Here is a 25,220-nt window from a genome sequence, read left to right on the forward strand (position 1 = left end):
CCCTTTCTTCTTTGTCATTTCCTATTTTTTCTGTTCCACTGCCAGTGATTTTCTGTTCTTCTTGTAATAGGTGCAGAGATGATTCACAGGACAGGCTCCACATTTCGGTGCCCTGGCAAAACAGAGTCTTCTGCCGTGGAAGATCAGCAGATGATGCGTGTCGATCCACAGGTCCTTGTCGATTCTTCTCATCAGTGCCTTTTCCGTCTTTTCCACTGTGGTCTCATCCACAATGCCGATGCGGTTGCTGACTCTGAACACATGGGTGTCCACAGCTATGGCAGGCACTCTGTATGCTGTGGACAGCACCACATTTGCCGTCTTTCTGCCCACACCTGGAAGCTCCACAAGCTCTTCCATGGTTTTCGGAACCTCACCATTATGCTTTTCCTTTAACATCGGAAACAGCTTCATGAGATTCCTCCCTTTGGATTTATAAAGGCCGATGACTTTAATATGGCTTTCAAGCTCTTCCGGTGTGATGGTCAGGAAATCATCCAGCGTCTCATACTTCCTGAAAAGCTCTTCTGTCACTTCATTGACTTTCTTGTCCGTGGCCTGAGCAGATAAGATGGTGGCCACCAGAAGCTGCACCGGATTTCTATGATTCAGTTCACATTTCGCATCCGGATAGGTTTCCATGAGAATTTCAATGACTTCCTTGTTCTTTTTATTCATTCATTCCTCCATATATCATGAAAGAAGACTATTTATAGACACCCCTGTATTCCTCTGGAAGCATCACGGAAATTTTTCTCATGATGTAATCCATGGTGCTCTGATCATATTCTTCCTTCGACTGTTCTTCTGTTTTTGCGGGAACACTGAATGGTTTCCCTGCCTGTACTCTTATTGTACCCTTATGTATTTTTTCACCGGTCATATTTCCGTCCTTGGCGATGGGCAGAATCTTTTCCGATCCCGTCATGGCCAGAGGAACGATTCTCACCTTTGCAAGTCTTGCAATGAGAAGAATGCCTCTTTTCCCTTCAATCATGGAGCCCACTCTGGAACGTGTGCCTTCCGGGAAAATCATCACGTTCTGGCCGGACTTGAGAAGACCTATGATCTCCTTCATGGCCGCCTTGTCCGGTGAATTGGGTTTGATGTTGATGCTTCGGAACACTTTCTTGAAGAGTCCTGTGAACGGGTCATCCGTCAGCTTCTGACCTGCAACGAATGTAGGCTTGTAGTCACCGATCACTCTGTTCAGTGCCGGTCCGTCAATGTTACTCAGATGATTGCAGATGAAGATCACCGTCTCATCTTTGTCTGGCAGATTCTCTTCCCCCTGGAGCTCCACCTTGACGAGTTTCGTGAATATATAGTCCAGCCCTCTATGAGCGACAAATTTCTGAACACCTTCCGGCGCCTTGGCCAGTGCTTTCAATAAAAATTTTCTCAAAATAATAACCCCTTTTTATATTATATTTTTCATTATAAGTTGAAAAGTGTCTGAAGTCTATTATAATACTCTTTCAGATAGTCTGTGTTTATATGCTTTTCATCTGGTTTTTTTCCTCTTCTCATGAGTTCGATCATGGCATTTCTCTGAAGAAGCTTCTTGCCTCTCCACCCTGAGCTGGTCTCCTTGTATTTCACAAACTCCTTGTTGGTCAGAGCCAGAAGTTCCATAAGACTGGGGTATTTCATATATTCCCTGGGTCTGAACTCTTCCATGGGACTGATCCTGATATCCCTGTTCAGAGGACATGCTCTCTGACAGGTGTCGCATCCGAAAAGTCTGCCTCTGAAGAGAAGCATCTCTTCGTCAGTGATTTCCTTGTTCTGGGTGATATAGGACATGCACCTTCTGGTGTTGTAGAGCTCACTTCCCAGAATCTGAGTCGGACATGCCTTCATGCACCGGACACATTCCCCGCAGACTTCATGCTCCGGAATTTCCTTCCAGTCTCTTTCACTTGTTTCCATCTCGAGTTCCGTCATGATCTCCCCCAGAAATACATAACTTCCATACTCCTTTGTGATCACCATGTGATTCTTCCCGATTTCTCCAGTACCTGCCACATGGGCGATATAACGCTCCGGAAGAGAATTGTTGTCTGCAAAGACTTTGGCCTCATATCCCTTTTCTCGAATAAGATCTGCGATCTTCTCCAGATGATCCTTCACCACAAGATGATAATCTTTTCCTAAGGTATAGAGAGAAAAGTATCCTTCCTTATGAATATAGGAATCATAATAGTAGGGAAAAGCGATACTGATGATGGTTTTCGCATGCTCCATTTCACAGGAAAGATCGATTTTCTTCTTAAGATCATTCTCCTCGAATGTAGTGGTGAGATCCAGTTTCTTTCTTTCTTCAAAATAGGCCAGTGAATCCGTAAGGGTTCTGACTTTCATGAATCCGTAAGCAGTAAGTCCCATATCCTCAAGTTTTCTCTTTATTTCCTCTTTTATCTGATTTTCCATCATTTCACTTCCTTTTTCATTCCCTGCTTATATTCATTATAAGTGATGGATAGGATTTTACGAAATGAAAAAATGCCTCGGGAAATTCCCGAGGCATTCAGATCGTTCTTTTTCTTATCATATGTAGTCATAATAGAGGAACTTGACATCCGAGGATTCATTTTTACGAACCAGGATACGAGCCGGTGTACCCACCGCTGTAGCTCCATTGGGTACACTTTTAAGAACTACGGAATTCGCCCCGATTTTCGCATCATCACCGATTCGTATGGGTCCCAGAATTTTCGCGCCGGCACCGATCATGACACGATCGCCAAGATCCGGATGCCTCTTCGGCGCATCACAGTCCGTGGCGCCTAATGTCACACCATGATAAATGGTGCAGTCGTCGCCAATTGTTGCTGTCTCTCCGATGACAACACCCATGCCATGGTCAATGAACAGTCTTCTTCCGATCCTTGCACCTGGATGAATTTCTATTCCCGTGGTCCATCTGGACAGCTGACTGATGAGCCTGGCCAGAAAAAACAGCTTCTTTCTGAAAAAGAAATGCGAAATCCTGTATGCAAAGAGGGCATGGATTGTAGGGTAAAGAAGCAGCACTTCCAGATAGGATTTTGCCGCCACATCATTATTCATTACGTTTTTCACATCTTCATGTAGCCCTCTGAACATAATTCACCTCAAACTCTACTCAAATAAACCCATGGAGATGTATTTCTCTCCACCGTCTGGTGCTACTGTCACAACTTTCTTTCCCTTGCCAAGGGTTCCTGCGATTCTAAGTGCTCCGCATAGATTGGCCCCTGCAGAGATCCCGATGAGAACACCTTCAGACTGCGCAAATGCTTTGGCTGTTGCAAAAGCATCCTCTGTGGACACCGTCAAGATTTCATCCACATGTTCTCCTGTGTAGTTTTCCGGAATGAATCCGGCTCCGATCCCCTGAATCTTATGGGGACCTGGGTTTTCGCCTGATAGAACTGCTGATGTGGTGGGTTCCACCGCCACAATCTTCACATTCTTTCCATGGTCTTTGGCATAATTTCCGAACCCTGTGATGGTTCCGCCTGTACCTACACCCACTACAAAAGCATCCAGTTCAGGAACATCTTCGAAGATTTCCTTCGCTGTGGTCTGGTAATGTTTGGAAGGATTCGCAGGATTCACGAACTGCTGAGGTATGAAGCCAAGTTCCCCGATTTCGCTTCGGATCTCCTCGGCTTTCGCAATGGCACCTTTCATCCCTGCTGCAGCTTCTGTCAATACCAGCTCTGCTCCGTAGGCTTTGATCAGTGCTCTTCTTTCCTGACTCATGGATTCAGGCATCACGATGATCACTCTGTATCCCTTTACTTTACCAAGCATAGCCAGCGCGATTCCGGTATTTCCGCTGGTGGGCTCGATGATCACTGAATCTTTTTTTAAAGCTCCGGCTTTCTCCGCATCTTCCAGCATACCTAGTGCCGCACGGTCCTTGGTGCTACCTGCAGGATTCATTTTTTCAAGCTTTATATATACATCTGCGCGATTCTCCGCATCAAATCCGTTCACTTTCAATAGAGGTGTGTTTCCAACCATTTCAATGGAATTATTATAAATCATTTTTCTACCTCACTTTTCATTTCCTAGTAAACCACTAGGAATTCCTGTTGTAAATATTACATCAAGCACAATCTTTTGTCAATATATCCTGCTCTCTTTTCAATGCCTCTCAACCGTTTACATCATAAAAAGCCTGCCGGGATGGCAAGCTCTTCTAGTTACAGATGTGTCTTATCTACACCAAGGACCTGGATTCCTTTGGGTATACACTGAATATGAAGCGGAAAATCAGGTCCTCTTTCTCCATCGATGTCACTCACAATGAGTTCATCAGAAGTTTCAATAAAGATTTCCTTGGTCTGAAAATAGAGAAGTCCCACCGGGTCTTCCAGGTGATCTCCCCTTAGAAGTCTGCCCAGAAGCGGAAGAATCTCTTTAAGATTCGCCTTGATCAGAATCACATCCAGCAGTCCGTCATCGGCTTTGGATTTGTATGCGAAATCCAGATTCCCTGCGGTTCTTCCATTAAATACCAGCAGCGCATACATATCCCCTTCGTAATTACCATCTTCAGAAGTGATCTTCACCGGAATTCTTCTAAAGGTCGGAATCTGCTCGATGCCTTTGATGTAGTAGGCCAGTTTTCCTATGGCATTTTTCAGCTCGCTGTGGGTTTTCTGGGAAACATCCGTAAGCAGTCCTGTGCTTGCCACATTCAGGAAATACTTGTCGTTGATTTTCCCAAGGTCCATCCACTTCGGTTCCAGAGAAAACATACGATCCAGGGCTTTGGAGATGTCCTTCGGAATGCCGATGTATCTTGCATAGTCATTGGCGGTGCCCATGGGAAGGATTCCTACAGGCAGGCTGATTCCCTTATTCATCATGTAGTTGATGAGAATATCCACGGTTCCGTCTCCACCGGCAATGAGCACATGATGGTAGTGATCGTGAATATCCTCCATGGCACTGGCCATATCCATATTCTCATCCAGTCTTGCTGGAACGATGAAATACCCGTTTTTCTGATGCACTTCTATGACTTCATCAAGTTTATCAATGATGTAATTATCTCCCGCATGGGGATTATAGATGAACTTAACCTTTTCCATAACCTTCCTCCAAGTAATACTCTTACTCCCATTATACCCTAAGATCTCCACTTTTATGTAGTATCTTTTCATTTCTCCCATTTCATCACAGACTCCTTTTTCACTCCTGATTTTCCTGTATATCTGAACCTGAAATAGGAATGCATTTTCATTCTTCTGTTCATGATTGAGATAATCATTGTCTCAAAAGGAGTACTTAGTTTATAATAGACATAATTATGTAGAAAGGAGAAGGATAAAAATGAAGATTATCCTACATTTATTATGAAAAGAGGATTTATTCCAAACATCCTGACCTTCCTGAACTTATCCTTAGGTATTTTATCCCTTATCGCTACAGTTGAAGGGGATTATCTCAATTCCGGTCTTTTCATTCTCGCTGCAGGTCTTGTGGACCGCTATGACGGAAGAATCGCCAGACTGCTCCATGCGGAAAGCCCTCTGGGTAAGGAACTGGATTCTCTGTCAGACCTTGTATCATTTGGCGTAGCTCCTGCTCTGCAGGCATATTTCATGTTCAATCTTGCAGAATACAGTTTTCTCGGACTTATTCCCATCATTCTTTTTCCAGTCTCGGGCGCTTACAGATTGGCCAGATACAATTCATCCAGCTTCAACGGTGTATTCATGGGTGTCCCCATTACCATCGCAGGCTGCGTACTCGCACTTTTCACCCTGCTTCTGAGAAACAGCCTGAACCTCAGTTTCATCATCATATTCATTATGATCGCCCTTGCCTACCTGATGGTAAGCACCATAAAACTTCAGAAGCGATAAACAGTTCCGAATATAATGAAGGCTCCATGCAGTGCATGGAGCCTTCATTGTTGTCAACCCGCGTTTTCCATTGGGCCTCATATTAAATCATCCATCCCAAAGATTGATAGAAAATAACTATTGATAAATTCTTGACAATTAAATCGTAATATCGTAATATACGGATGTATTGATTCATTAGATCAGATGGAGGTCATCCATGGAGAAAGATATTAAGAAATTTGATGAGGTTGCAGAAATTCTGAAGGTCATGGGACACCCTGCCAGATTATGCATTCTCAACGGAATAATACAGACTGGAGGCTGCAATGTATCCCACATGCAGGAATGTCTGGAACTTCCTCAGTCAACCATTTCACAGCATCTTCAGAAACTTCGCAGTGCAGGCATCATTGAAGGTACACGAAGCGGGACTGAAATCACCTATACATTAAAGAACCAGAAAGTCCTTGATATTATCACTACACTCTATCCACAGGAGGGAAAATAGTTATGTCAAAAACAATCATCATCGGTGGTGTTGCCGTAGGCGCATCCGTTGCCGCAAGACTCAGAAGAATGGACGAGAACATGGAAATCGTGGTATTTGAAAAAGGAGAATTCATTTCCTTTGCCAACTGCGGACTTCCATATCATATAGGCGAAGTCATCAAGGAAAGAGATGCACTGATCCTTCAGACCCCACAGGCCATGAAAGACAGATTCAATCTTGATGTACGTGTTTTTTCCGAAGTCACTTCTGTGGATGCGGAGAACAAAAAAGTCACTGTTTCATCAAAAGAAAGAGGAACCTATGACGAATCCTTCGACTACCTGGTCATCTCTCCAGGTGCAAAACCACTAAAGCCTGGCATCATCGGCATCGATTCAGAAAAAGTCATGTCTCTGAGAGACATCAAAGACATGGACAGAATCAAGAAGGCCGCTGACGAGGATCTTAAAGGAGAAGCCATCGTCATCGGTGGTGGATTCATTGGAGTGGAAACTGCTGAGAATCTGCTGGAAAGAGGACTGAAGGTCTCCCTTGTGGAAGCAGCTCCTCATATCCTGGCACCATTTGATTCTGAAATGTCCATGATTGTGGAAAATGAGCTCATTGATCGCGGAATTTCCCTGTACCTGAAAGACGGTGTCTGTGAGTTCAAGGAAGTTGGCGACAAGATCAAGGTCGTTCTCGGAACCGGCAGAGTCGTAACAGGTGATTTCGTCGTTTCCGCCATCGGCGTTACACCCGATACCGCTTTCCTGAAGGATTCAGGCATCGCTCTTGGCCAGAGAGGTCATATCCTCACAGATGGTTCCCTGAGAACCAACTATCCATACATCTTCGCAGCTGGAGATGCCGCTGAAATCACAGATTACATCACAGGTGGAAGAACGGCGATTCCGCTGGCCGGACCAGCCAACAGACAGGGACGAATCATAGCGGACAACATTGCCGGTAAGGACAGAATCTATAAAGGTGCCATCGGAACCTCCATACTGAAGGTATTCGATATGACCGCTTCCAGCACTGGAATGAATGAACGTATGGCGCTTCGAAACGGCTTAGAGGTCAAATCCATCTTCATCCATCCCAATAACCATGCAGGCTACTATCCTGGGGCAACCCAGATGACCATCAAGCTGATATTCGACAAGGACAGAAAAGTCCTGGGCGCCCAGGCGCTGGGTTATGAAGGCGTCGATAAATTCATCGATGTCATTGCTACAGTAATCAAGTACAAAGGAACCATCGATGATCTGACAGAACTGGAACTGGCCTATGCTCCACCATTTTCAAGCGGTAAATCCCCAGTGAACATGGCAGGATTCGTTGCGGAAAACACCATGGACGGTCTGGTCGACAATGTCACCTTTGACGACTATGAGAAGAATTTCGACAAGGAATCCATGATCCTGCTGGATGTGCGTGATGAAGTGGAAGTCCTCAACGGTTCCATGGAAGGTAGAGTGCATATTCCGCTGAACAGTCTTAGAGAAAGAATGAACGAACTGGACAAGAACAAGCTCATCTACATCTACTGTCAGGTAGGGCTAAGAGGTTATATCGCCTCAAGACTTCTGAACCAGTACGGATATAAGACAAAGAACATCACAGGCGGATACAAGCTTTACAATGCCATCACAAAGCCACAGGTGAACAAAGAGGAAACCGCAACCGAACCTGTTACTGTAAAGGAAGAAATCATCGCCTCCGGTGAAGTCGTGGAACTTGATGCTACAGGTCTCTGCTGTCCCGGACCGCTCATGAGAGTCAAGAGCACCATGGACACCGTGAATACCGGAGATGTTCTGAACATCACCGCATCCGACATGGGATTCTTTGAAGACATCAGAGCCTGGGCAAGAAGAACCGGAAACGAGCTTCTGTCTGTAAACAAGGAGAAAGGACTTATCCAAGCTTCTGTTAGAAAGGGCTTAACCGTCAAGGAAGATGACCTGGCTGTGTCCTGTGCAAATCCTGCAAATACAGTCCAGAAAGAGAACATGACCATGGTGGTCTTCTCCGGAGATCTCGACAAGGCCATCGCCTCCTTCATCATTGCCAACGGTGCGGCATCCATGGATAAAAAGGTGACCCTGTTCTTCACTTTCTGGGGCATCAATGTGCTTCGTAAGGAAAACCATGCGCCTGTGAAGAAGAACTTCATCGAGAAGATGTTCGGCTTCATGATGCCGAAGGGATCAAAGAAACTGGGGCTATCCAACATGAACATGGCTGGAATGGGACCGAAGATGATCCGTTCCATCATGCAGAAGAAGAACGTCCAGTCTCTGGAAGAGCTGATCAAGGCAGCCATGGACAGCGGCGTGGAAATCGTCGCATGCCAGATGAGTATGGACCTTCTGGGCATCAAGGAGGAAGAGCTCCTGGACGGCGTGAAGTTTGGTGGTGTAGGCTACATGCTTGCTGAATCAGACGAATCCAATGCCACACTTTTCATCTAAACATAAAACCCGATAGAATCGATAAAGCCTGCAAAGTAAAAAACTTTGCAGGCTTTATTCTTGCCTTATATGAAAACAGTGATCAGGAAATCTTTCCACATTCTCACCGCTTTTCTAGAACCTGTAATCCACACCAATGACATCATAGGTATCGACATCCAGATAAACCCGGATGGGTCCGAGCAAGTCATCGTTGCTGGTTGTGAAAGTCACTTTGAATACTTCTCTTCCCTGAATATTCATAGCGCCTTCCCTGCCCATGATCTGATGTTCTTCTTCAATGAGCACCCTGACTACTTGTGCAGTATCTTCATTTAAAATACGCTCGTCCCCATTCCCCCTGACATGTTCATAGGCAAGGGATCGTATTTCTTCTGGCGACTTATCCGAGGACTCTCCATAGCTGCAGCCTGAAAAACTTATCAGGATGATGATGACTGAAAACAGCACAATATTTGTTTTATAGTTCAACTTGCTTCCTCCTCAAATGGATCCGTTCAACCACTCTGCATCCATATCGTATTCCCTTTCAAGAAATCTTCCGTTTTCAACATGATGCTCATTTAGAGTCTATTCAATGCAGACTAGTTCTCAGAATCACCATTCTCTTTGCTGTCCGTGTCAAAGGTGTCGTCATTCATCTTATTGGTGGATTTCTCGTTCTTGCCGCCGAAAATCTCTTTTTTCAGCTTCTTTCCTGTCTTGGTGCCGGCAAGACCCCCGATACCCGTCTCCCTAAGCGCTTCCGGCATGCTCTTTCCGATGGAGTACATGGCGGCTACGGTATCGTCGAAGGGAATTCTTGAAGTGACCCCCGCAAGCACCATATCCGCCGCCGTGATGGCACTGACTGCACCTGATGCATTTCTCTTGGCACAGGGCACTTCCACCAGACCAGCGATGGGGTCGCACACAAGTCCCAGAGTGTTCTTGAATACTATGGCTCCTGCGTTCAGACACATCTCCGGTGTTCCGCCCATCATTTCCACCACAGCAGCGGCAGCCATGGCAGCAGCTGAGCCGCACTCCGCCTGACAGCCTCCTTCCGCGCCGGAAATGGTGGCATTCTGGGCTATGATGGCACCCACACCTGCAGAGGCGAAGAGACCCATGATGAGATCATGCTCTTCGATGTCATGCTCTTCCTTCATGGTCATCATCACTGCAGGTAGTATACCGTTGGCACCCGCTGTGGGACAGGCGACGATTTTCCCCATGGAGGCGTTCACTTCGGAGCAGCTTAAGGCGTAGCTCATGGCTTTCACCATGACATTACCGGCAACGCTCTTTCCGTTCTTGAGATATTTTCCCAGACGATATGCATCTCCTCCGATGAGTCCGGATACGGAAATCACCTTTTCCTTGACCCCTTTGGAAGTGGAATATTCCATGACTCTGAGATTCTCCACCATTCTATTGTAGATTTCTTCCCGGCTTGCTCCGCTTTCTTCCATTTCCTGCTGGAGAATGAATTCCCCAATGGACATATTGTTCTCACTGCATTTTTTCAGCAGTTCCTTACCGTTCTTTATATTCATCTTCTGTTTCCTCCCTAAATCACCGGATAATTGATCACATCACTGGTGAGCGGCACAAAGCGCACGTGTTCCACGCAATCCACCTCTGTGAGCTTCTCCAGTATGTCTCTATCAATGTTCTGATCCAGTTCAAAGATCATCATGGCGTCTCGACCTTTCTGAGACCTGAATAAGGACATGTAGGCGATGTTGATCCCGTTTTCGTAGAGAAGCTTTGAAATATTGGCCACAACGCCTGGCACATCCCTCTGGGAGATGAGAAGCGTCGGATAATTTCCGGAAAACTGTATGTCTTCCCCATCGATCTGAGAAATTTCCACAGCGCCGCCCCCAATGGAAGACCCCGTGACGGAGACTTCCTTTCCGTCCTTCAGCTTCATGCTTACTCGAACAGTGTTGGGATGCACATCTCCCAGATCCTTTGGTTCAAAGGAGACGTTCATCCCTTTCATCTTCGCCAGCTTCAGGGATTCCTTGAGGTTTTCATCTGCTGGGTCCATGCCGAGGATTCCGGCTACAAGCGCACGATCTGTTCCATGGCCTTTATAGGTTTTGGAAAAGGATCCGTGAAGGTAGAATTTCACTTCCACCGGTTCCTCCCCTGCGATTCCTCTTGCGATTTTCGCAAGCTTTGCTGCTCCCGCTGTATGGGAACTGGATGGACCGATCATGATGGGTCCTATGATATCAAATACACCATATTTCTTTTTCATATTCTCATCGTTTCCTTAATGGAAACTTTCACCTGCCTTCTGTTTGTCTTTTGTTTCTATTGTTCATTTTCCTGTCTAATAATCGTAGTACTGACTTCCTCCGATGAATTCCCGAAGAAGAGAATTGGTCGGAACATATTCATCAGGCATATCTTCGAAAAGTCTCAGAATCGTGATCAGTCTCTTGGCTTCTTCATAAGTGGGACTGTCCTTGCTGATCTTCATGAGCTCTGGCAGCGTATGCTTCTTCAGCACCGACAGTTCATAAAAGAGCGTAGAGTTGAACATGGCGTCCGCTTCTTCCTGATAGGGAAAGATATTCATTTTTTCTCCCGCACTGACCGAAGGGAAAATAAGAAGGGTCTCTTCCGGGCTGTATCCTCTGGAGATATGATCCCTGGCCATTCTTCTCAGCTTCCTCACATCTGTGGTCGCTATTCGATTATGTTTATCCAGATTCAGCACCGTCAGGGCGCTGATGTAGATCTTGAACTTAAACCTGTCTTCGATTCCTGCCAGAAGCCGCGGATTCAGCCCATGTATGCCTTCTATGATGATAATGCCATTTTCTGGCAGCTTCACTCTTGTTTCAGATACGCCTCTTGTACCCGTCTTGAAATCGAATTTCGGAAGGATCACTTCCTGTCCGCTGAGAATTGCAGCCATATCCCGTTCGAAAAGATCCAGTTCCAGCGCTTCCAGACTTTCAAAATCATAGCTGCCATCCACTTTCTTCGGTGTCAGCCTTCTAGGCACGAAGTAATCATCCATACTGACAGGAAAAGGGATCAGTCCATTGACTCGAAGCTGAACCGCCAGACGGTTGGCAAAGGAGGTCTTCCCGGAAGAACTGGGGCCTGCGATCATGACGATTCTCACATCTTCTCTCTTTTTGATGTCATCGGCAATGTAGGCGATTTTCTTCTCATGAAGTGCTTCCGTGATGTTTATGAGCGTTCTGCCCTCATGATTTCTGATTTTCTCGTTGAGATTTCCCACGAAGCTCACACCGATGAGCTCATCCCATCTTGTCGTCTCCTCAAATATTTCAAACAGTTTATCCTGAGGCTCAAAGGGCCGAAGAACCTCCGGTTCCCTTACCGTCGGATAGCTGATGACAAAGCCGCTCTTATAGGAAGTCAGAGAAAACAGGCTGATATCCCCAGTGGAAACCGCCATCTTGCCATAGAAATAAGCATACTGGTCCAGCAGTCTGTACATTTTTATTTCACTGTACTCCATGTTTTTCAGAAGAAGATAGTTGTCCATGTTGCCGCTTCTCTGAAACATCTCTAAGGCATCTTCCAGCAGCATGCACTCTTTGGTGATGGGATAGTCTTCCTTCACGATTCTTCTCATCTCGACCTCCAGCTTCAGGAGCTCCTCTTCCGTGAGGATTCTGTCCCTGATCCAGCAGTAAAGGCCTCGGCTGATGGAGTGGTCTATGATCAGATCGATTCCGTCAAAAACCCTGTGAAATGCTGTGACGAGAATGAAGGACAAGGTTCTTTCATATGCCTTATGACCAACATAATCATCTGTATAGACCGGCACCAGATTCTTCCTGCCCCTTAATTCCCCATTCAGTTCAAAATATTCCCCTTGTTCTCTTGCCAGAATGGGTTTCAGTCTCCCTTTTCTTAGTTCACTGATTTCTTCGTAACTCATAATCCTTTCTTCATTTTTCCGTTCCACATTTCTCTGCATGGTATCCCCCCATATCTCCCCGATGAACAGCTGTTATTCATTCATTTTTTGTTCTTTTCTATATTATAACGAGAATCCATAAAAATAGCACTCGATTGTTCCACATTAAGCGATTCCTCTTTTACCGAAACCCATTACATCATGAAAATCAATTGTTAACCGTAATTTAAAGTCTTCTATGATATGGTTTCATAGAAAGAAATGCTATATAATAAAAGAAGAGTTTATGTGGGTTCTATAGAGTTCAATCTGGAAATCGCTAAACAGAAGTTTCAAAAGATAAATTGAAAGGTGGTTGTATTAATGGCATTAGTCACAACAACAGAAATGTTCAAGAAAGCCTATGAAGGCAAATATGCTATCGGAGCATTCAACATCAACAACATGGAGATCATTCAGGGAATCGTCAATGCATGTAAGGTGAAGAACTCCGCAGTGATTCTTCAGGTATCCAAGGGAGCAATGAAATATGCTGGCCCAAGATATCTGAAGGCAATGGTAGAGGCGGCAGTGGAAGAAACCGGCCTTGACATCGCACTTCATCTGGATCATGGTCCAGACCTTGCTACTGTAAAGGAAGCAATTGATGCCGGATTCACTTCCGTCATGATCGACGGATCACATCTTGAATTCGAAGAAAATGTGAAGATCACAAAGGAAGTCGTAGAATACGCACATTCAAAGGGTGTCGTGGTTGAAGCGGAACTTGGAATTCTTGCAGGTGTGGAAGATGATGTTCATGCGGAAGAGCATGTATACACAGACCCAGACCAGGCAGTGGAATTCGTTGAAAGAACAGGAGTAGACTCCCTGGCCATCGCCATCGGTACATCCCATGGTGCATTCAAGTTCGCTGGAGAACCAGATCTGAAGTTCCATATTCTGGAAGAAATCGAAAAGAAAATGCCAGGATTCCCAATTGTTCTTCACGGAGCATCAGCTGTAAGCCAGGATCACATCGCCATGTGCAACGAGTTTGGTGGAAACATCAAGGGCGCACAGGGAATTCCAATGGATATGCTGAGAAAGGCATCTGCTATGGCAGTATGCAAGATCAATATGGACACAGACATCAGACTGGCTATGACTGCCGCCATCAGAAAAGCTTTCGCTGACAAGCCTGAAGCTTTCGACCCAAGAGGATATCTTGGCGCAGCAAGAAATGAAATCCAGACTCTGGTTGAAAAGAAGATCGAAGAAGTTCTTGGTTCTGAAAACTCCATGAACTAGATAGAATTTCCATCTTAAAGGCACTGCTTCTGGCAGTGCCTTTTCCATTGCGCATCATTTTTATGCATACTTTCCTTGCATATTTTCATTTCGAAAACCTGGTCTCCAGATCACACCCAAATTCTGACATGATAAAAGAGATTCGAATGAATCTCTTGCTTTGTCCTGACTCTATTAATTATTCGTTCGATCTGGTGATCTTTTCTCACTCAAACACGTTCCCTGAATCCTTAGGCCACTTCCCTATTCTTTTCCGCATAAACCGGTGCTGGAGAACTGAAGGAAGCGAGGCTTGCAAGGATCGGCAGAATCATGAAGGCAAGGAGCACTTCCCTGTATCCGCCGAAATAGTCATAGGCTGCGCCGAAAGGAAGGGGTCCTAGGGCTGATCCCAGAACCATGAATGAAACCGCAAGGCCCCTGATCTTTCCCAGATGCTTTCTTCCGAAGTAGTTAGACCAGAGCATGCCTGTGCTCACCGAGTCAAAGGCCATGAAGGTTCCATGCATGACTGCATAGACCATGAGCACCAGAGTGCCTCCTGCAAAATTCAGTGTCAGCATGATGATGGCATAGAAGATGAAATTGAATCCCTTCACCAGATTGACCTTTACTTTATCCAGCAGAAATCCTGCAAGAAAAGTCATGGGAATCTGACTGAAAGCGGTGATGGATAAAATCACTGCACCGAATGCGGAGTCAAATCCTTTTCCGGAGATGATGGAGATCATATGGAAGGTTATACCCGTGTTCACGAGGGAAGGCACCATGGTGGCCAGTAGCATCAGCCAGAAGGCACGGGTTCCTTTTGCTTCACTGAGCGTCCAGGAACGCTCTACTTCCTCCTCAGGCAGAGCATCATGGCTTTCCCTCTCCCTATCTTCAGTATTCTTTCCGATGATGCCATCTGGAAGCATACCGATGTCTTCTGGTCTGTTTTTCACGAAAAAGAAGGCCACAGGAAGCATAATGAGCACCATAGCCACCGCCCAGAAAATCCAGGCTCTTGAAAGGCCGAAGTTTTCAATGAGATAATTGTTCAGGGGGGGAACAAGAGCTGAACCTAGAACCCCTCCGATGGAAATCAGTGAAAGCGCTCTCCCCCTCTTCCTTATGAACCACTGTGGAATGAGAACGGAGGGAATGAGACTCAGGGATCCCTGACCGAACATCCTGATGAAGATGAATCCGAAAAAGATCATCCAGGGCGCTCGGATGGCACTCATCCAGACAAGAACGATCCCGAATAAGAAACTGATGAGTACAGCCGATTTTCTATGTCCTCTGCTGTCGATGAGTTTCCCCACAAAGGGCATGGAGAAACCGGAAATCAGTGTGGCGATGGAATAGAAACTTGAAATCTGGGATCTGGACCATCCGAACTGCTCTATATAATGATCGATGAAAATCGATACGGAAAACGTCTGTCCCGGTGAGGAAAAAAGCAGCATCAGTGCTCCTACAAGAACAATTATCCATCCATAATACAGTTTTGATTTCTTCATGCTTTCTCTCCTCAATCTCTTCGTTTCCTTCTATCAGCTGCATCTATATACTGCAGTAATCCACTGTTCATCCTACCAGAAGTGCACTGGAACATCAATGTTCGTGGCCTGTAATCTGTAATCTGATGACGCTTCCGTGTATCGCTTATTTCTGAACATAAGAAAAAGAGCTGAAATCCAGCTCCTTCTCTCATCTCTTCACCATGGTACCTTAAACTGTTCGTACATGGCCTTCTCTTTTGTTCCTTACCACTGTAACGTGGCTTATCTTATGCTGTCTTCAGCCTAAGCTGCTTCTCTTTTGTTCGAAGTCCTATAAACTTCCTGCGGGAAGACTGATCTTCTCCAATTTGTGCTTTATATTAAAAAACTCATTTTCTAGAATATTGATCTTCTGTTCAATCAGATTCCTGTTGGTTTCCTTAACTGCAGCACCAAGTTCTTTGGATAATATACTCAGCTCCTCGCTGATCGCATAAATCCTCTTTGTAGCATCATATGCATTCATATTCTACACCTCACTTAATGACATTTTCTTTTAAGGTCCCGTGGGAGATTTTTTAGATCCGGTACGCCTGTACCTCTTAAAGGAATAAATGTATAATTACTTCAACAGGTTTATCTTTTTCCTGTTACAACTGCATTTTAGCCCTGGTCATGTAAACAGTCAAGGCCGTTTACATAAGTTTATGACATTAGGTTATGAAACTGTTTCAATACTTCGAAATCGTTACAGTAAAGGTAATCATTTTACCTGTTTTTTTCGATTTCACAAGCCTGAAACATCATGAAAAACAAAGAAATCCGGAATACGAAACCAATTGATACACAGATTATGTAATGATTTCAATAAAATCTATTTAAGGAGAGATGGAATATGGAACTGGAAGTGAAGATTCTCGATATCAGTATCGACAACATCAGAAAGATCATGAAAGAGAATGGTGCAGTGCTTGTGAAGAACGAAATGCAGGAGAACTACATTCATGATTTTCCTGACCGAAGACTGCTTAGCAAGAAAGGCTATGCCAGAATACGTGTGGTGAAGGACCAGGAGACCGGAGAGGAAACGGTATTCATGACCACAAAGAAGCTTTTATCAAGGGAAGTCTACAAGAAAATGGAAGAGTATGAAACTGTCATCGAAAACAAGGAAGCCGGTCTTGGCATCTTCCGTTCCCTAGGTCTGCAGCTCATTGAAAACATCAGAAAATCCCGTGAAAGCTATCAGTATAAAAACACCTTAGTGGAGATTGATGTCAACGACAAGGCATTTGTTCCTTTTCCCTACCTCGAAGTGGAGAGTCCCACGGAAGAAGAACTGGAAGAAGTGGTTGCACTTCTCGGCTACACCATGGAAGACACCTCTTCCTTAAGCATCCATGAAATACTAAAGGAAAGGGGCTTGTCTCCTGAAACGCCGGAAGGTCTGTAATTCAGGAAGAACAGTTGACTTTTATCTTCTCCCTAGGTATAATTTCGATATATGTGCGATGAACAGAAGTAGTAGCATGGGAAACCATCATAGAGAGTCTCTGGCTGGTGAGAAGAGATATGGAGATCATGTGAACTCGTCTAGGGAGCATTGGCTTAACAGGCCACGGTATGAACCGTTACATTCAGCCAAAGTGAAGCGTAAGCTTAATTAGAGTGGTACCACGGATATACTTCGTCTCTTAGTGCAGAGACGAAGTTTTTTTATTTAAAGGAGGAAGAAAATGGCAATTTACGGCAAACACACAGATGAGAAATGGCAGAAAATCTGGGAAGATTCAGGCGTTTTCAAGTTCAGAGAAGACAAGGACAAAGAAAAACTCTATGTTCTTGAGATGTTCTCCTATCCTTCAGGGAGCAAGCTTCATGCAGGACACTGGTTCAACTACGGACCCACTGATTCCTGGGCAAGAATGAAGAAAATGCAGGGATACAACGTGTTCCAGCCCATGGGCTTTGATGCCTTCGGTCTTCCTGCTGAAAACTATGCGATCAAGACAGGCATCCATCCTATGGATTCCACACTGAAGAATATCGAAACCATGGAGGTCCAGCTGAAGGCCATGGGTGCCATGTTCAACTGGGACCACGAAGTGGTGACCTGTGCACCGGACTATTATAAATGGACACAATGGCTTTTCGTTCAGCTGTATAAGAATGGCCTGGCTTACAGAAAGAATGCCCCTGTAAACTGGTGCCCAAGCTGTAATACCGTACTTGCTAATGAGCAGGTTCTGGACGGTGCCTGCGAAAGATGTGGAACTCCAGTCATCAAGAAAGACCTGACCCAGTGGTTCTTCAGCATCACCAAGTATGCGGATGAGCTTCTGGAAGATCTGGATGGTCTGGACTGGCCGGAAAAGACCAAATCCATGCAGAGGCACTGGATCGGCAGATCCTACGGCTCCTCCGTGAAATTCAAGGTGGATCAGAAGGATCTGGAATTCGAAGTCTTCACCACCCGTGTAGATACACTTTACGGAGCATCCTATGTGGTATTCGCTCCTGAGAATTCCATGGTTCCTGCTCTTACAACTGAAGCGCAGAGAGCAGAAGTGGAAGCCTATATAGAGCAGGCAAAAATGCAGAGCGACATCGACCGTCAGTCCCTGTCCAGGGAAAAGACCGGTGTATTCACAGGTTCCTACGCCGTGAATCCCATCAACGGAAGAATTATTCCCATCTGGGTCGGTGACTATGTCCTGAACACCTATGGCACCGGAATCGTCATGGCCGTTCCTGCTCATGATGAAAGAGACTATGAATTTGCAAAGAAATATGATCTGCCCATCGAAAGAGTCATCGAAGGTGGAGAGGATCTTCCCTATACCGAAATCGGAAAAATGATGAACTCGGGAGATTTCAACGGACTCATGGGCGAAGAAGCCAAAGAGAAAGTCACCATGTGGCTGGAAGAGAAAAACAGCGGAGCAATGAAAGTCAACTACAGACTGAGAGACTGGCTGGTATCAAGACAGAGATACTGGGGAGCACCGATTCCTATCGTCTACTGCGATCACTGCGGTGAAGTGGTGGTGGAAGAGAAGGATCTTCCTGTGACCCTTCCTTATGATGTGGAATTTGCCCCAGACGGCAAGAGCCCTCTGGCAAAAAGCGAGGAATTCTTAAATACCACCTGTCCGAAATGCGGCGGGCATGCCACAAGAGAAGCGGATACTTTAGACACCTTCGTCTGCTCCTCCTGGTACTATTTAAGATATGTGGACAACAAGAACGAAGAGGAAGCTTTCGATAAGGACATGATCAACAAGATGCTTCCTGTAGACAAGTATGTGGGCGGACCAGAGCATGCCGTGATGCATCTGCTCTATGCAAGATTTGTCACAAAGGCTTTAAGAGACATGGGCTTCCTGTCCTTCGACGAACCCTTCAAGTCTCTGACTCATCAGGGACTGATTCTGGGACCAGACGGACAGAAAATGAGTAAATCAAAAGGCAACACCATTTCTCCGGATGAATACATCAACCAGTACGGCTCTGATGTGTTCAGAATGTATCTCATGTTCGGATTCTCCTACGCAGAGGGTGGCGCCTGGTCTGATGAAGGCATTCGTTCCGTGGCGAGATTCGTGGACCGAGTGGAAAGAAACTTCCATAACATCAAGGATATCCTGCAGAGCTCCAGCAATACGGACGAGCTTCGCAGCGAGGACAAGGATCTTCTTTACTGGAACGCCAACACCATCAAGGGTGTCTCCGAAGATGCGGAGAAGATGCAGTTTAATACCGCCATTGCAAGGATGATGGAGCTGACCAATGCCCTGACCAAATACATCCCGCTGAAAGCACACAATCACAAGGTCCTGGAAAAGGTCAATGCGGATTTCATCCGCATTCTGGCACCATTTGCACCTCATTTCGGAGAAGAGATCTGGCATCTCTTCGGAAATGAAGGATCTGTCTTCGATGAAGCATGGCCAGGTTATGATGAAGCTGCTCTAGTTAAGGATGAAGTGGAAATCGCCATCCAGATCAACGGCAAGATCAAGGAAAGAATCATGATTCCTTCTACCGCTTCCGATGATGAGATCAGAGAACTGGCTCTTGCCGATGCCACCATCCGAAAAGAGACAGAAGGAAAGAATATCGTCAAGGTCATCGTCATCAAGGGAAGGCTTGTGAATATCGTAGTCAAGGGATAATACAGCCGATTCATTCTCAAGAACCAGACAGCACGAGATTACACAATAAAACAACTATATTTCTATAAAGAAAGACCACTCAGATTATACTGAGTGGTCTTTCTTTATAGAAGCATTCTTTCAGAGGTTTTAGGCCATAACCCTTCCAGAGCGCTTTTAGTCCATATGGGATCCGCCGTTGATGTCGATGTCTTCCCCTGTGATGTAGGATGCTTCTTCAGAAGCAAGGAAAGTGATGGTGGAGGCGATTTCAGCGGTTTCACCTGGTCTGCCCATGGGAATTCCATCAATGACCTTCTGCGCCAGTTCTTCAGGCATGGATTTCCAGATGTCTGTGTTTACAAGTCCTGGTGCTACACAGTTTACAGTGATTCCATCCTTCGCCACTTCTCTTGCCAGATTCTTCGAGAATCCAAGCACCGCAGCTTTGGAAGCGGAGTAATGGGCTCCTCCGAATACTCCGCCACCTCTTTTTCCTGAGACAGAGGATAAGCTGATGATTCTTCCCCATCCTTTTTCCTTCATAGGCTTCAGTGCAGCCTTGGTTATGAGGAAAAGGCCGAACATGTTCACATTGAAGATTCTCTTCATGTCCTCAAGGGTCATATCCTCCACTGTGACCTTCTGGGATATTCCTGCATTGTTGATCAGTATATCCAGGCTGCCAAAGGTTTCCAGTGTCTTTTCCACCAGATTGCTGACGGATTCTTCGCTGGTCACATTCAGAACCACTCCAAGAGCCTTGCCTCCAGTGCTTTCGATTTCTGCGACTACTTCGTCCACACCTTCTTTTCCCATATCTGCAATGACCACAGAGGCCCCCTGCTTTGACAGTGAAAGTGCGATTTCTCTACCGATTCCTTTTTTGGAACCACTACCAGTGACAACTGCAACTTTTCCGTTTAACTCAAACATACTCTTCTTCCTCTCCTTCTATAACAGCGATTTCGCCTTGTCCATGATATTCTCCACAGTAATTCCATTTAGTGCCAGAAGTTCTTCATAAGGTGCGGACTGTCCGAACTGATCCATGACACCGATTCTTATGACCTTGGCTCCGCCTTCTTCCGCGACGACCCAGAAACAGCGCTTCCCAGACCATTGATGATGTTGTGGTCTTCCACTGTTACAATCTTTCCGACCTTCACAGCCTCCAGCACCGCTTCTCTGTCTAATGGTTTTATGGTATGCATATCAAAGAGCTTGACGCTTACACCTTCTTCATTAAGCTTCTTGGCCGCATCCAGTGCCAGATGAACCGTATCACCGTTAGCGATGATTGCTACATCCTCACCATCCATAAGTTTCTTGGCCTTGCCGATTTCAAAGGTTTCATCTTCCCCATAGATCACAGGGATGGCATCTCTTGTGAATCTCAGGTACACAGGACCATAGACCTTGGCTGCCTGTTCCACAAGCTTTTTGGTTGCATTGAAGTCTGCACCCATGATGACCGTCATATTAGGAAATGTTCTCAGCACCCCCATATCTTCGATGGCCTGGTGGCTGGCTCCATCATTTGCTGGTGTCAGTCCACCATGGGAGCAGGCGATCTTCACATTGAGATTCGGATAGCAGATGGTCTGACGAATCTGCTCCGCCATGCGAAGAGAACCGAAAACCGCATAGGTGGTTACAAATGGAATCTTCCCTGCAGTTGCAAGGCCAGCAGCAAGACCTGCCGCATTCTGCTCTGCAATACCCACATTCAGGTGCTGCTTAGGCAGCTCCTTGGCAAAAGCTGTGGTCTTACAGGAGTTTCCGATGTCTGCATCAATCACGACGATATTATCATTGGCTTTCCCCAGTTTCAGGATTTCTTCTCCAAATCCTTCTCTCGTAGCTCTTCTTGTCACTTCCATTTTAAAATCCTCCTTCGATTTCCGAAATGGCCTGTTCGTACTGCTCTTTGTTTGGCGCTTTCCCGTGCCAGCCCACTACATCTTCCATGTAGGAAACACCTTTTCCCTTTACCGTATCCAGAACGACGCACTTAGGTTTCCCGTTCTTCGCTTCTCTGATTTCATCCAGCGTCTTCACGATGGACTCCATATCATGCCCGTCGATTCTTCTGGTATCAAATCCGAATGCTTCAAATTTCTTCTTCAGGTCCTGAGTAGGCATGACTTCATCACAGATGCCGTCACACTGGAGTCTGTTGTCATCCACAAACACCACCAGGTTATCCAGCTCATATTTCACTGCAGTCTGAGCCGCTTCCCAGATCTGTCCTTCCTGACATTCTCCGTCTCCAACCAGTACAAATGTCCTGTAGGATTTCTCATCCATCTTCCCTGCAAGAGCCATTCCGACGCCTGCAGAAAGCCCCTGTCCAAGTGATCCGGTGGAAATGTCGATCCCCTTTGTTCTCTTCATGTCAGGATGTCCCTGAAGAATGGAGCCATGTTGTCTTAAGGTGTAGATCTCCTCATAGGGGAAGAATCCCTTATGTGCAAGTGCGCTATACTGGATGGGGCATACATGCCCTTTTGAAAGGACGAAACGGTCACGATCCTCCCATTTCGGGTTCTTCGGATCCACGTTCATCTCCTTGAAATAGAGTGCCGCCATAAGATCCGCTGCTGACAGAGACCCGCCTGGATGTCCTGACTGAGCTGTATAGATCATGGTGAGACTGGTTTTTCTCAGGTCTTTTGCAATATTTTTCAGTTCTTCGATGCTTGTATGATTCACAATAAATTCCTCCTCTGGAATATGATATGCATTCTATAAAACAGCTTTCATCAACCCATGAGTGTCGTCAGGAAGAGCGATACTTCAGGGATATACGTTACAATCAGTAATACAATCAGCGCCATGATTATCAGTGGCATGGCCGCTTTTGAGATTTTAGAGAGATTCACCTCTCCGATGCCGCAGGCTACATAGAGGTTGACGCCCACAGGCGGAGTAACAAGTCCAATGGCCAGATTCACGATCATCACCACACCCAGATGAACCAGATCAATCCCCAGCGCCATGGCGACCGGAAGGAAAAGCGGTGTAAAGATATACAGCGCTGAAGTGGAATCAAGGAATGCTCCTGCAATGATCAGAATGATGTTCACAATGATGAAGAAGATGATGGTGCTTCCTCCGGTCACATCGATGAACATGGTGCTGATGGCCTCTCCTATGCCCGAAACCGTAATGACCCAGGCAAAGAGACTTGCTGTGGCAGTGATGAGCATCACCACTGCTGTCTGCGATGTGGAATCGATGAGCAGACCATACAGGTCCTTCATGGTGATGCTTTTATACACAAAGATTCCTACAATCAGTCCATAGACCGCAGAAACCGCTGCAGCTTCCGTCGGAGTGAATATTCCGCCATAGATCCCACCTAGAATGATCACCGGCATAAGGAGTCCCCAGAAAGCTTCTCTGAAAGCCTTCCATCTCATTTTCGTCGATGCCTTCTCCAGCGTCTTCAGGTTAAGTTTTCTGCCCACAAGAAGGGCTACTACGGCCATACCAAGACCCATGAGTATACCAGGTGCAAGCCCGGCTACAAAAAGAGTCCCGATGGATGCGCCAGCAATGGAGCCGTAGACTACGAAGGTGATCGATGGCGGGATGATGACGCCAATGGCTCCCGATGTGGCCATCAGAGCAGATGAAAACTCTTTGGAGTATCCGGTTTTCGCCATGGCTGGAATGAGTATCATGCCTAGGGCTGCCACCGTTGCAGGACCAGATCCTGAAATCGCAGCAAAGAATGTTGCCACCAGAACCACCACCATGGCCATGCCACCTTTCAGGTGACCCACGAAGGCTTCTGCCAGTTGAATCAGTCTGCTTGAAATACCTGCTCTCTCCATGATGTTTCCGCCAAGTATGAAGAATGGTATGGCCAGCAGTACAAACTTACTGGTGGCGGCATAGACATTCATCGGTACGACAATGAAGTCGATGTTTTCAACCATGAGTGCTGCCAACGAGGAGAGCCCCAGCGTAATGGCTATGGGCACATTAAGAAGAAGCAGAATGACAAATGTCAGGAATAATACAATCGTCGTCATAGCCTATACCTCCTCCTTTACAGCTGCGATGGTCTTTTCAGTGAATCTGATCAGAAGCAGCAGTGCACCAAGTGGTACAAAGGATCCAAATATCCATTCAGGCAGCTGCATTCCTGCTGTGAGCTGCTCCAGTCGATATTCGTTGTACGCCATGATCGCTCCGAAATACACCAGGACAGCTGTGAACAGCACCCCTAAAGCGTTCCCGAAAATGTTCAGTGCTTTCTGGGTCTTCAGTGAAAGATTGTCTGTGATGATACTCAGTCCAAGATGCGCATTTCTTTTCGCCGCAATGGATGCACCGACCAGTGTCAGAAGCACAAAGAGATTTGTGGTGATTTCATCCGTGAAGGACAGGGAAGCACTGAATACAAATCTTGCTATGACGTTGACAAAAGCGAGGATGGTCATGGTCAGAAGACAGATGACTGCAATGATTTCTTCGATCTTACTAAATATTTTCTTCAATTCTTCGCCCTCCTATTCCATGAGTCCAAAAGCTTCCGCCGCTTCTGATCCATATTTTTCGATGAAATACGCCTGAAGTTCCGTGATCTTCGCTTTGAACGGTTTCAGTTCTTCGCTGGACAGCTCCGTGACTTCCATGCCGTAGTCTCTGAACCTCTCGATGAGCTGCTTCTCTTCCTCTTCCACCATATCCCTTCCCCATTCACAGGCTTCCAGAGATTTTTCATGTAGAAGATTCTGTGTCGCTTCAGGAAGTTCATTGAACTTCTTTGTATTCATCACAAACAGATAATTTTCATAGGTGTAGTTCCATACCGTCATGTATTTCTGTATTTCATACATGTTGGCCGAGTTTGTGACACTGAATCCATTTTCCTGTCCGTCGATGGTGCCCTGCTGAAGTGCCGTGAACACTTCGCTCCAGCTCATGGCAACAGGATCAGCCCCAAAGGCTCTCCAGAAATTCATATATACTTCTCCACCTGGAATTCTGATTTTCAGTCCTTCCACATCTTCAGGAGACTTCACCGGTCTTTTGCTGTTGGTGATCTGCCTGAATCCGTTATGGACAGAGCCCATATAGGTGAGCCCTTTCTCGCTGAGCACTTCACCGTAGTAGGCACCACCACTGGCATCAATGACGTCTCTGGCCTGCTGGTAGTTGTCGAAAATCCATGGTATCGTTCCTACAAGCAGTCTCTGATCAAGTACAGACATGGCACTGGATGCATAGGCGGCGATTTCCGTTGCCCCTTGAGCAACCATTTCGACCCCTTTTGTTCCATTACCACCCGCCAGCTGGTCATTGGTGAAGACCTTGATGATGATGTTTCCCTCAGATGCTTCCTTCACCAGTTCAGCAAATCTCTTTGCCGTCTTCGTGTCTGTAGCGATATCCGTGCCATTGACCGTCATGCGAAGCGTCATCTTCGGATAAAGCTCTTCATCTCCGGTACCTATATTTTCGGTAGCGCCGACGCACCCGGATAATACTGGCATCAATAGTATGATTGAAGCGGCTAAGGCCGCCAGTTTCTTTTTCATGTATAGTCTCCTCCATG

Annotated in this window: 24 protein-coding genes and 1 other annotated feature; of the genes, 6 read left to right on the forward strand and 18 right to left on the reverse strand. The window is 46.0% G+C overall.

The window, feature by feature from the left end; genetic code table 11:
• Nucleotides 1-21: 21 nt before the first annotated feature.
• From nth to ACHAL6_RS00955, 6 genes are all read right to left on the reverse strand, one after another.
• Nucleotides 22-678, reverse strand: a complete 657-nt coding sequence (nth, locus tag ACHAL6_RS00930) for an endonuclease III (protein ID WP_395268241.1) — start codon at nt 676-678, stop codon at nt 22-24.
• A gap of 28 nt (nt 679-706) precedes the next feature.
• A complete protein-coding gene (locus tag ACHAL6_RS00935) occupies nt 707-1,405 on the reverse strand; it encodes a lysophospholipid acyltransferase family protein (RefSeq protein WP_395268242.1) in 699 nt (232 codons plus the stop codon).
• A 32-nt stretch (nt 1,406-1,437) separates the two neighbouring features.
• Nucleotides 1,438-2,436 (reverse strand): tRNA epoxyqueuosine(34) reductase QueG, encoded by a 999-nt coding sequence (queG, locus tag ACHAL6_RS00940; RefSeq protein WP_395268244.1) that lies wholly within the window; start codon nt 2,434-2,436, stop codon nt 1,438-1,440.
• A gap of 114 nt (nt 2,437-2,550) precedes the next feature.
• Complete coding sequence (gene epsC, locus ACHAL6_RS00945) at nt 2,551-3,108, reverse strand: serine O-acetyltransferase EpsC (protein WP_395268245.1); 558 nt, start codon at nt 3,106-3,108, stop codon at nt 2,551-2,553.
• A 15-nt stretch (nt 3,109-3,123) separates the two neighbouring features.
• A complete protein-coding gene (gene cysK, locus ACHAL6_RS00950) occupies nt 3,124-4,038 on the reverse strand; it encodes a cysteine synthase A (protein WP_395268246.1) in 915 nt (304 codons plus the stop codon).
• 158 nt (nt 4,039-4,196) lie between these two features.
• Nucleotides 4,197-5,090, reverse strand: a complete 894-nt coding sequence (locus tag ACHAL6_RS00955; protein WP_395268247.1) for a YegS/Rv2252/BmrU family lipid kinase — start codon at nt 5,088-5,090, stop codon at nt 4,197-4,199.
• Between the two features lie 264 nt (nt 5,091-5,354).
• On the opposite strand from ACHAL6_RS00955, the gene pssA reads away from it, so the two are divergent.
• The 3 genes from pssA to ACHAL6_RS00970 all read left to right on the forward strand — a co-directional run bounded on the left by pssA (nt 5,355) and on the right by ACHAL6_RS00970 (nt 8,819).
• A complete protein-coding gene (pssA, locus tag ACHAL6_RS00960) occupies nt 5,355-5,867 on the forward strand; it encodes a CDP-diacylglycerol--serine O-phosphatidyltransferase (RefSeq protein ID WP_395268248.1) in 513 nt (170 codons plus the stop codon).
• A gap of 199 nt (nt 5,868-6,066) precedes the next feature.
• Complete coding sequence (locus tag ACHAL6_RS00965; RefSeq protein WP_395268250.1) at nt 6,067-6,357, forward strand: ArsR/SmtB family transcription factor; 291 nt, start codon at nt 6,067-6,069, stop codon at nt 6,355-6,357.
• A gap of 2 nt (nt 6,358-6,359) precedes the next feature.
• Entirely contained in the window at nt 6,360-8,819 is a 2,460-nt protein-coding gene (locus ACHAL6_RS00970) for a DsrE/DsrF/DrsH-like family protein (protein WP_395268251.1), read from the forward strand.
• 114 nt (nt 8,820-8,933) lie between these two features.
• On the opposite strand, the gene ACHAL6_RS00975 is transcribed toward ACHAL6_RS00970, so the two are convergent.
• The 4 genes from ACHAL6_RS00975 to ACHAL6_RS00990 form a co-directional block, all read right to left on the reverse strand.
• Entirely contained in the window at nt 8,934-9,290 is a 357-nt protein-coding gene (locus ACHAL6_RS00975) for a hypothetical protein (protein WP_395268252.1), read from the reverse strand.
• Nucleotides 9,291-9,403: 113 nt separating this feature from the next.
• Nucleotides 9,404-10,357, reverse strand: coding sequence for an L-serine ammonia-lyase, iron-sulfur-dependent, subunit alpha (gene sdaAA / locus ACHAL6_RS00980; RefSeq protein ID WP_395268254.1), 954 nt, complete (start codon nt 10,355-10,357; stop codon nt 9,404-9,406).
• Between the two features lie 14 nt (nt 10,358-10,371).
• Entirely contained in the window at nt 10,372-11,070 is a 699-nt protein-coding gene (gene sdaAB / locus ACHAL6_RS00985) for an L-serine ammonia-lyase, iron-sulfur-dependent subunit beta (protein ID WP_395268255.1), read from the reverse strand.
• 75 nt (nt 11,071-11,145) lie between these two features.
• A complete protein-coding gene (locus ACHAL6_RS00990) occupies nt 11,146-12,777 on the reverse strand; it encodes a nucleoside kinase (RefSeq protein WP_395268256.1) in 1,632 nt (543 codons plus the stop codon).
• 303 nt (nt 12,778-13,080) lie between these two features.
• On the opposite strand from ACHAL6_RS00990, the gene fba reads away from it, so the two are divergent.
• A complete protein-coding gene (gene fba, locus ACHAL6_RS00995; RefSeq protein WP_395268257.1) occupies nt 13,081-14,007 on the forward strand; it encodes a class II fructose-1,6-bisphosphate aldolase in 927 nt (308 codons plus the stop codon).
• A gap of 230 nt (nt 14,008-14,237) precedes the next feature.
• Here fba and ACHAL6_RS01000 read toward each other — a convergent pair whose 3' ends face one another.
• A complete protein-coding gene (locus ACHAL6_RS01000; RefSeq protein WP_395268258.1) occupies nt 14,238-15,512 on the reverse strand; it encodes an MFS transporter in 1,275 nt (424 codons plus the stop codon).
• A gap of 313 nt (nt 15,513-15,825) precedes the next feature.
• Entirely contained in the window at nt 15,826-16,020 is a 195-nt protein-coding gene (locus ACHAL6_RS01005) for a hypothetical protein (protein WP_207600750.1), read from the reverse strand.
• A gap of 369 nt (nt 16,021-16,389) precedes the next feature.
• Between ACHAL6_RS01005 and ACHAL6_RS01010 the strand changes: the two genes are divergently transcribed.
• Both ACHAL6_RS01010 and leuS read left to right on the forward strand, forming a co-directional pair.
• Nucleotides 16,390-16,947, forward strand: a complete 558-nt coding sequence (locus ACHAL6_RS01010) for a class IV adenylate cyclase (RefSeq protein WP_395268259.1) — start codon at nt 16,390-16,392, stop codon at nt 16,945-16,947.
• A gap of 49 nt (nt 16,948-16,996) precedes the next feature.
• Nucleotides 16,997-17,192 (forward strand) — a binding site (T-box leader).
• 38 nt (nt 17,193-17,230) lie between these two features.
• Nucleotides 17,231-19,669 carry a leucine--tRNA ligase gene (gene leuS / locus ACHAL6_RS01015; protein ID WP_395268260.1) on the forward strand — a complete coding sequence of 813 codons (2,439 nt, stop codon included), beginning with the start codon at nt 17,231-17,233 and terminating at the stop codon, nt 19,667-19,669.
• Between the two features lie 156 nt (nt 19,670-19,825).
• Here leuS and ACHAL6_RS01020 read toward each other — a convergent pair whose 3' ends face one another.
• The 6 genes from ACHAL6_RS01020 to ACHAL6_RS01045 form a co-directional block, all read right to left on the reverse strand.
• On the reverse strand, nt 19,826-20,584 hold the full coding sequence (locus tag ACHAL6_RS01020) for an SDR family NAD(P)-dependent oxidoreductase (RefSeq protein ID WP_395268262.1): 759 nt from the start codon (nt 20,582-20,584) through the stop codon (nt 19,826-19,828).
• Between the two features lie 128 nt (nt 20,585-20,712).
• A complete protein-coding gene (locus tag ACHAL6_RS01025) occupies nt 20,713-21,531 on the reverse strand; it encodes a transketolase family protein (protein ID WP_395268263.1) in 819 nt (272 codons plus the stop codon).
• Between the two features lies 1 nt (nt 21,532).
• Nucleotides 21,533-22,363: a transketolase gene (locus tag ACHAL6_RS01030; protein WP_395268264.1), complete on the reverse strand. Its 831-nt coding sequence runs from the start codon at nt 22,361-22,363 to the stop codon at nt 21,533-21,535.
• A 50-nt stretch (nt 22,364-22,413) separates the two neighbouring features.
• The gene (locus tag ACHAL6_RS01035) at nt 22,414-23,691 is read right to left on the reverse strand and encodes a TRAP transporter large permease (protein WP_395268265.1); all 1,278 of its coding nucleotides are present in this window, start codon (nt 23,689-23,691) and stop codon (nt 22,414-22,416) included.
• A 3-nt stretch (nt 23,692-23,694) separates the two neighbouring features.
• On the reverse strand, nt 23,695-24,159 hold the full coding sequence (locus ACHAL6_RS01040) for a TRAP transporter small permease (RefSeq protein WP_395268266.1): 465 nt from the start codon (nt 24,157-24,159) through the stop codon (nt 23,695-23,697).
• Nucleotides 24,160-24,171: 12 nt separating this feature from the next.
• Nucleotides 24,172-25,203: a DctP family TRAP transporter solute-binding subunit gene (locus ACHAL6_RS01045; protein ID WP_395268267.1), complete on the reverse strand. Its 1,032-nt coding sequence runs from the start codon at nt 25,201-25,203 to the stop codon at nt 24,172-24,174.
• Nucleotides 25,204-25,220 lie beyond the last annotated feature (17 nt).

Source organism: Proteiniclasticum sp. C24MP, assembly GCF_043951855.1.
Taxonomy (GTDB): Bacteria; Bacillota; Clostridia; order Clostridiales; family Clostridiaceae; genus Proteiniclasticum.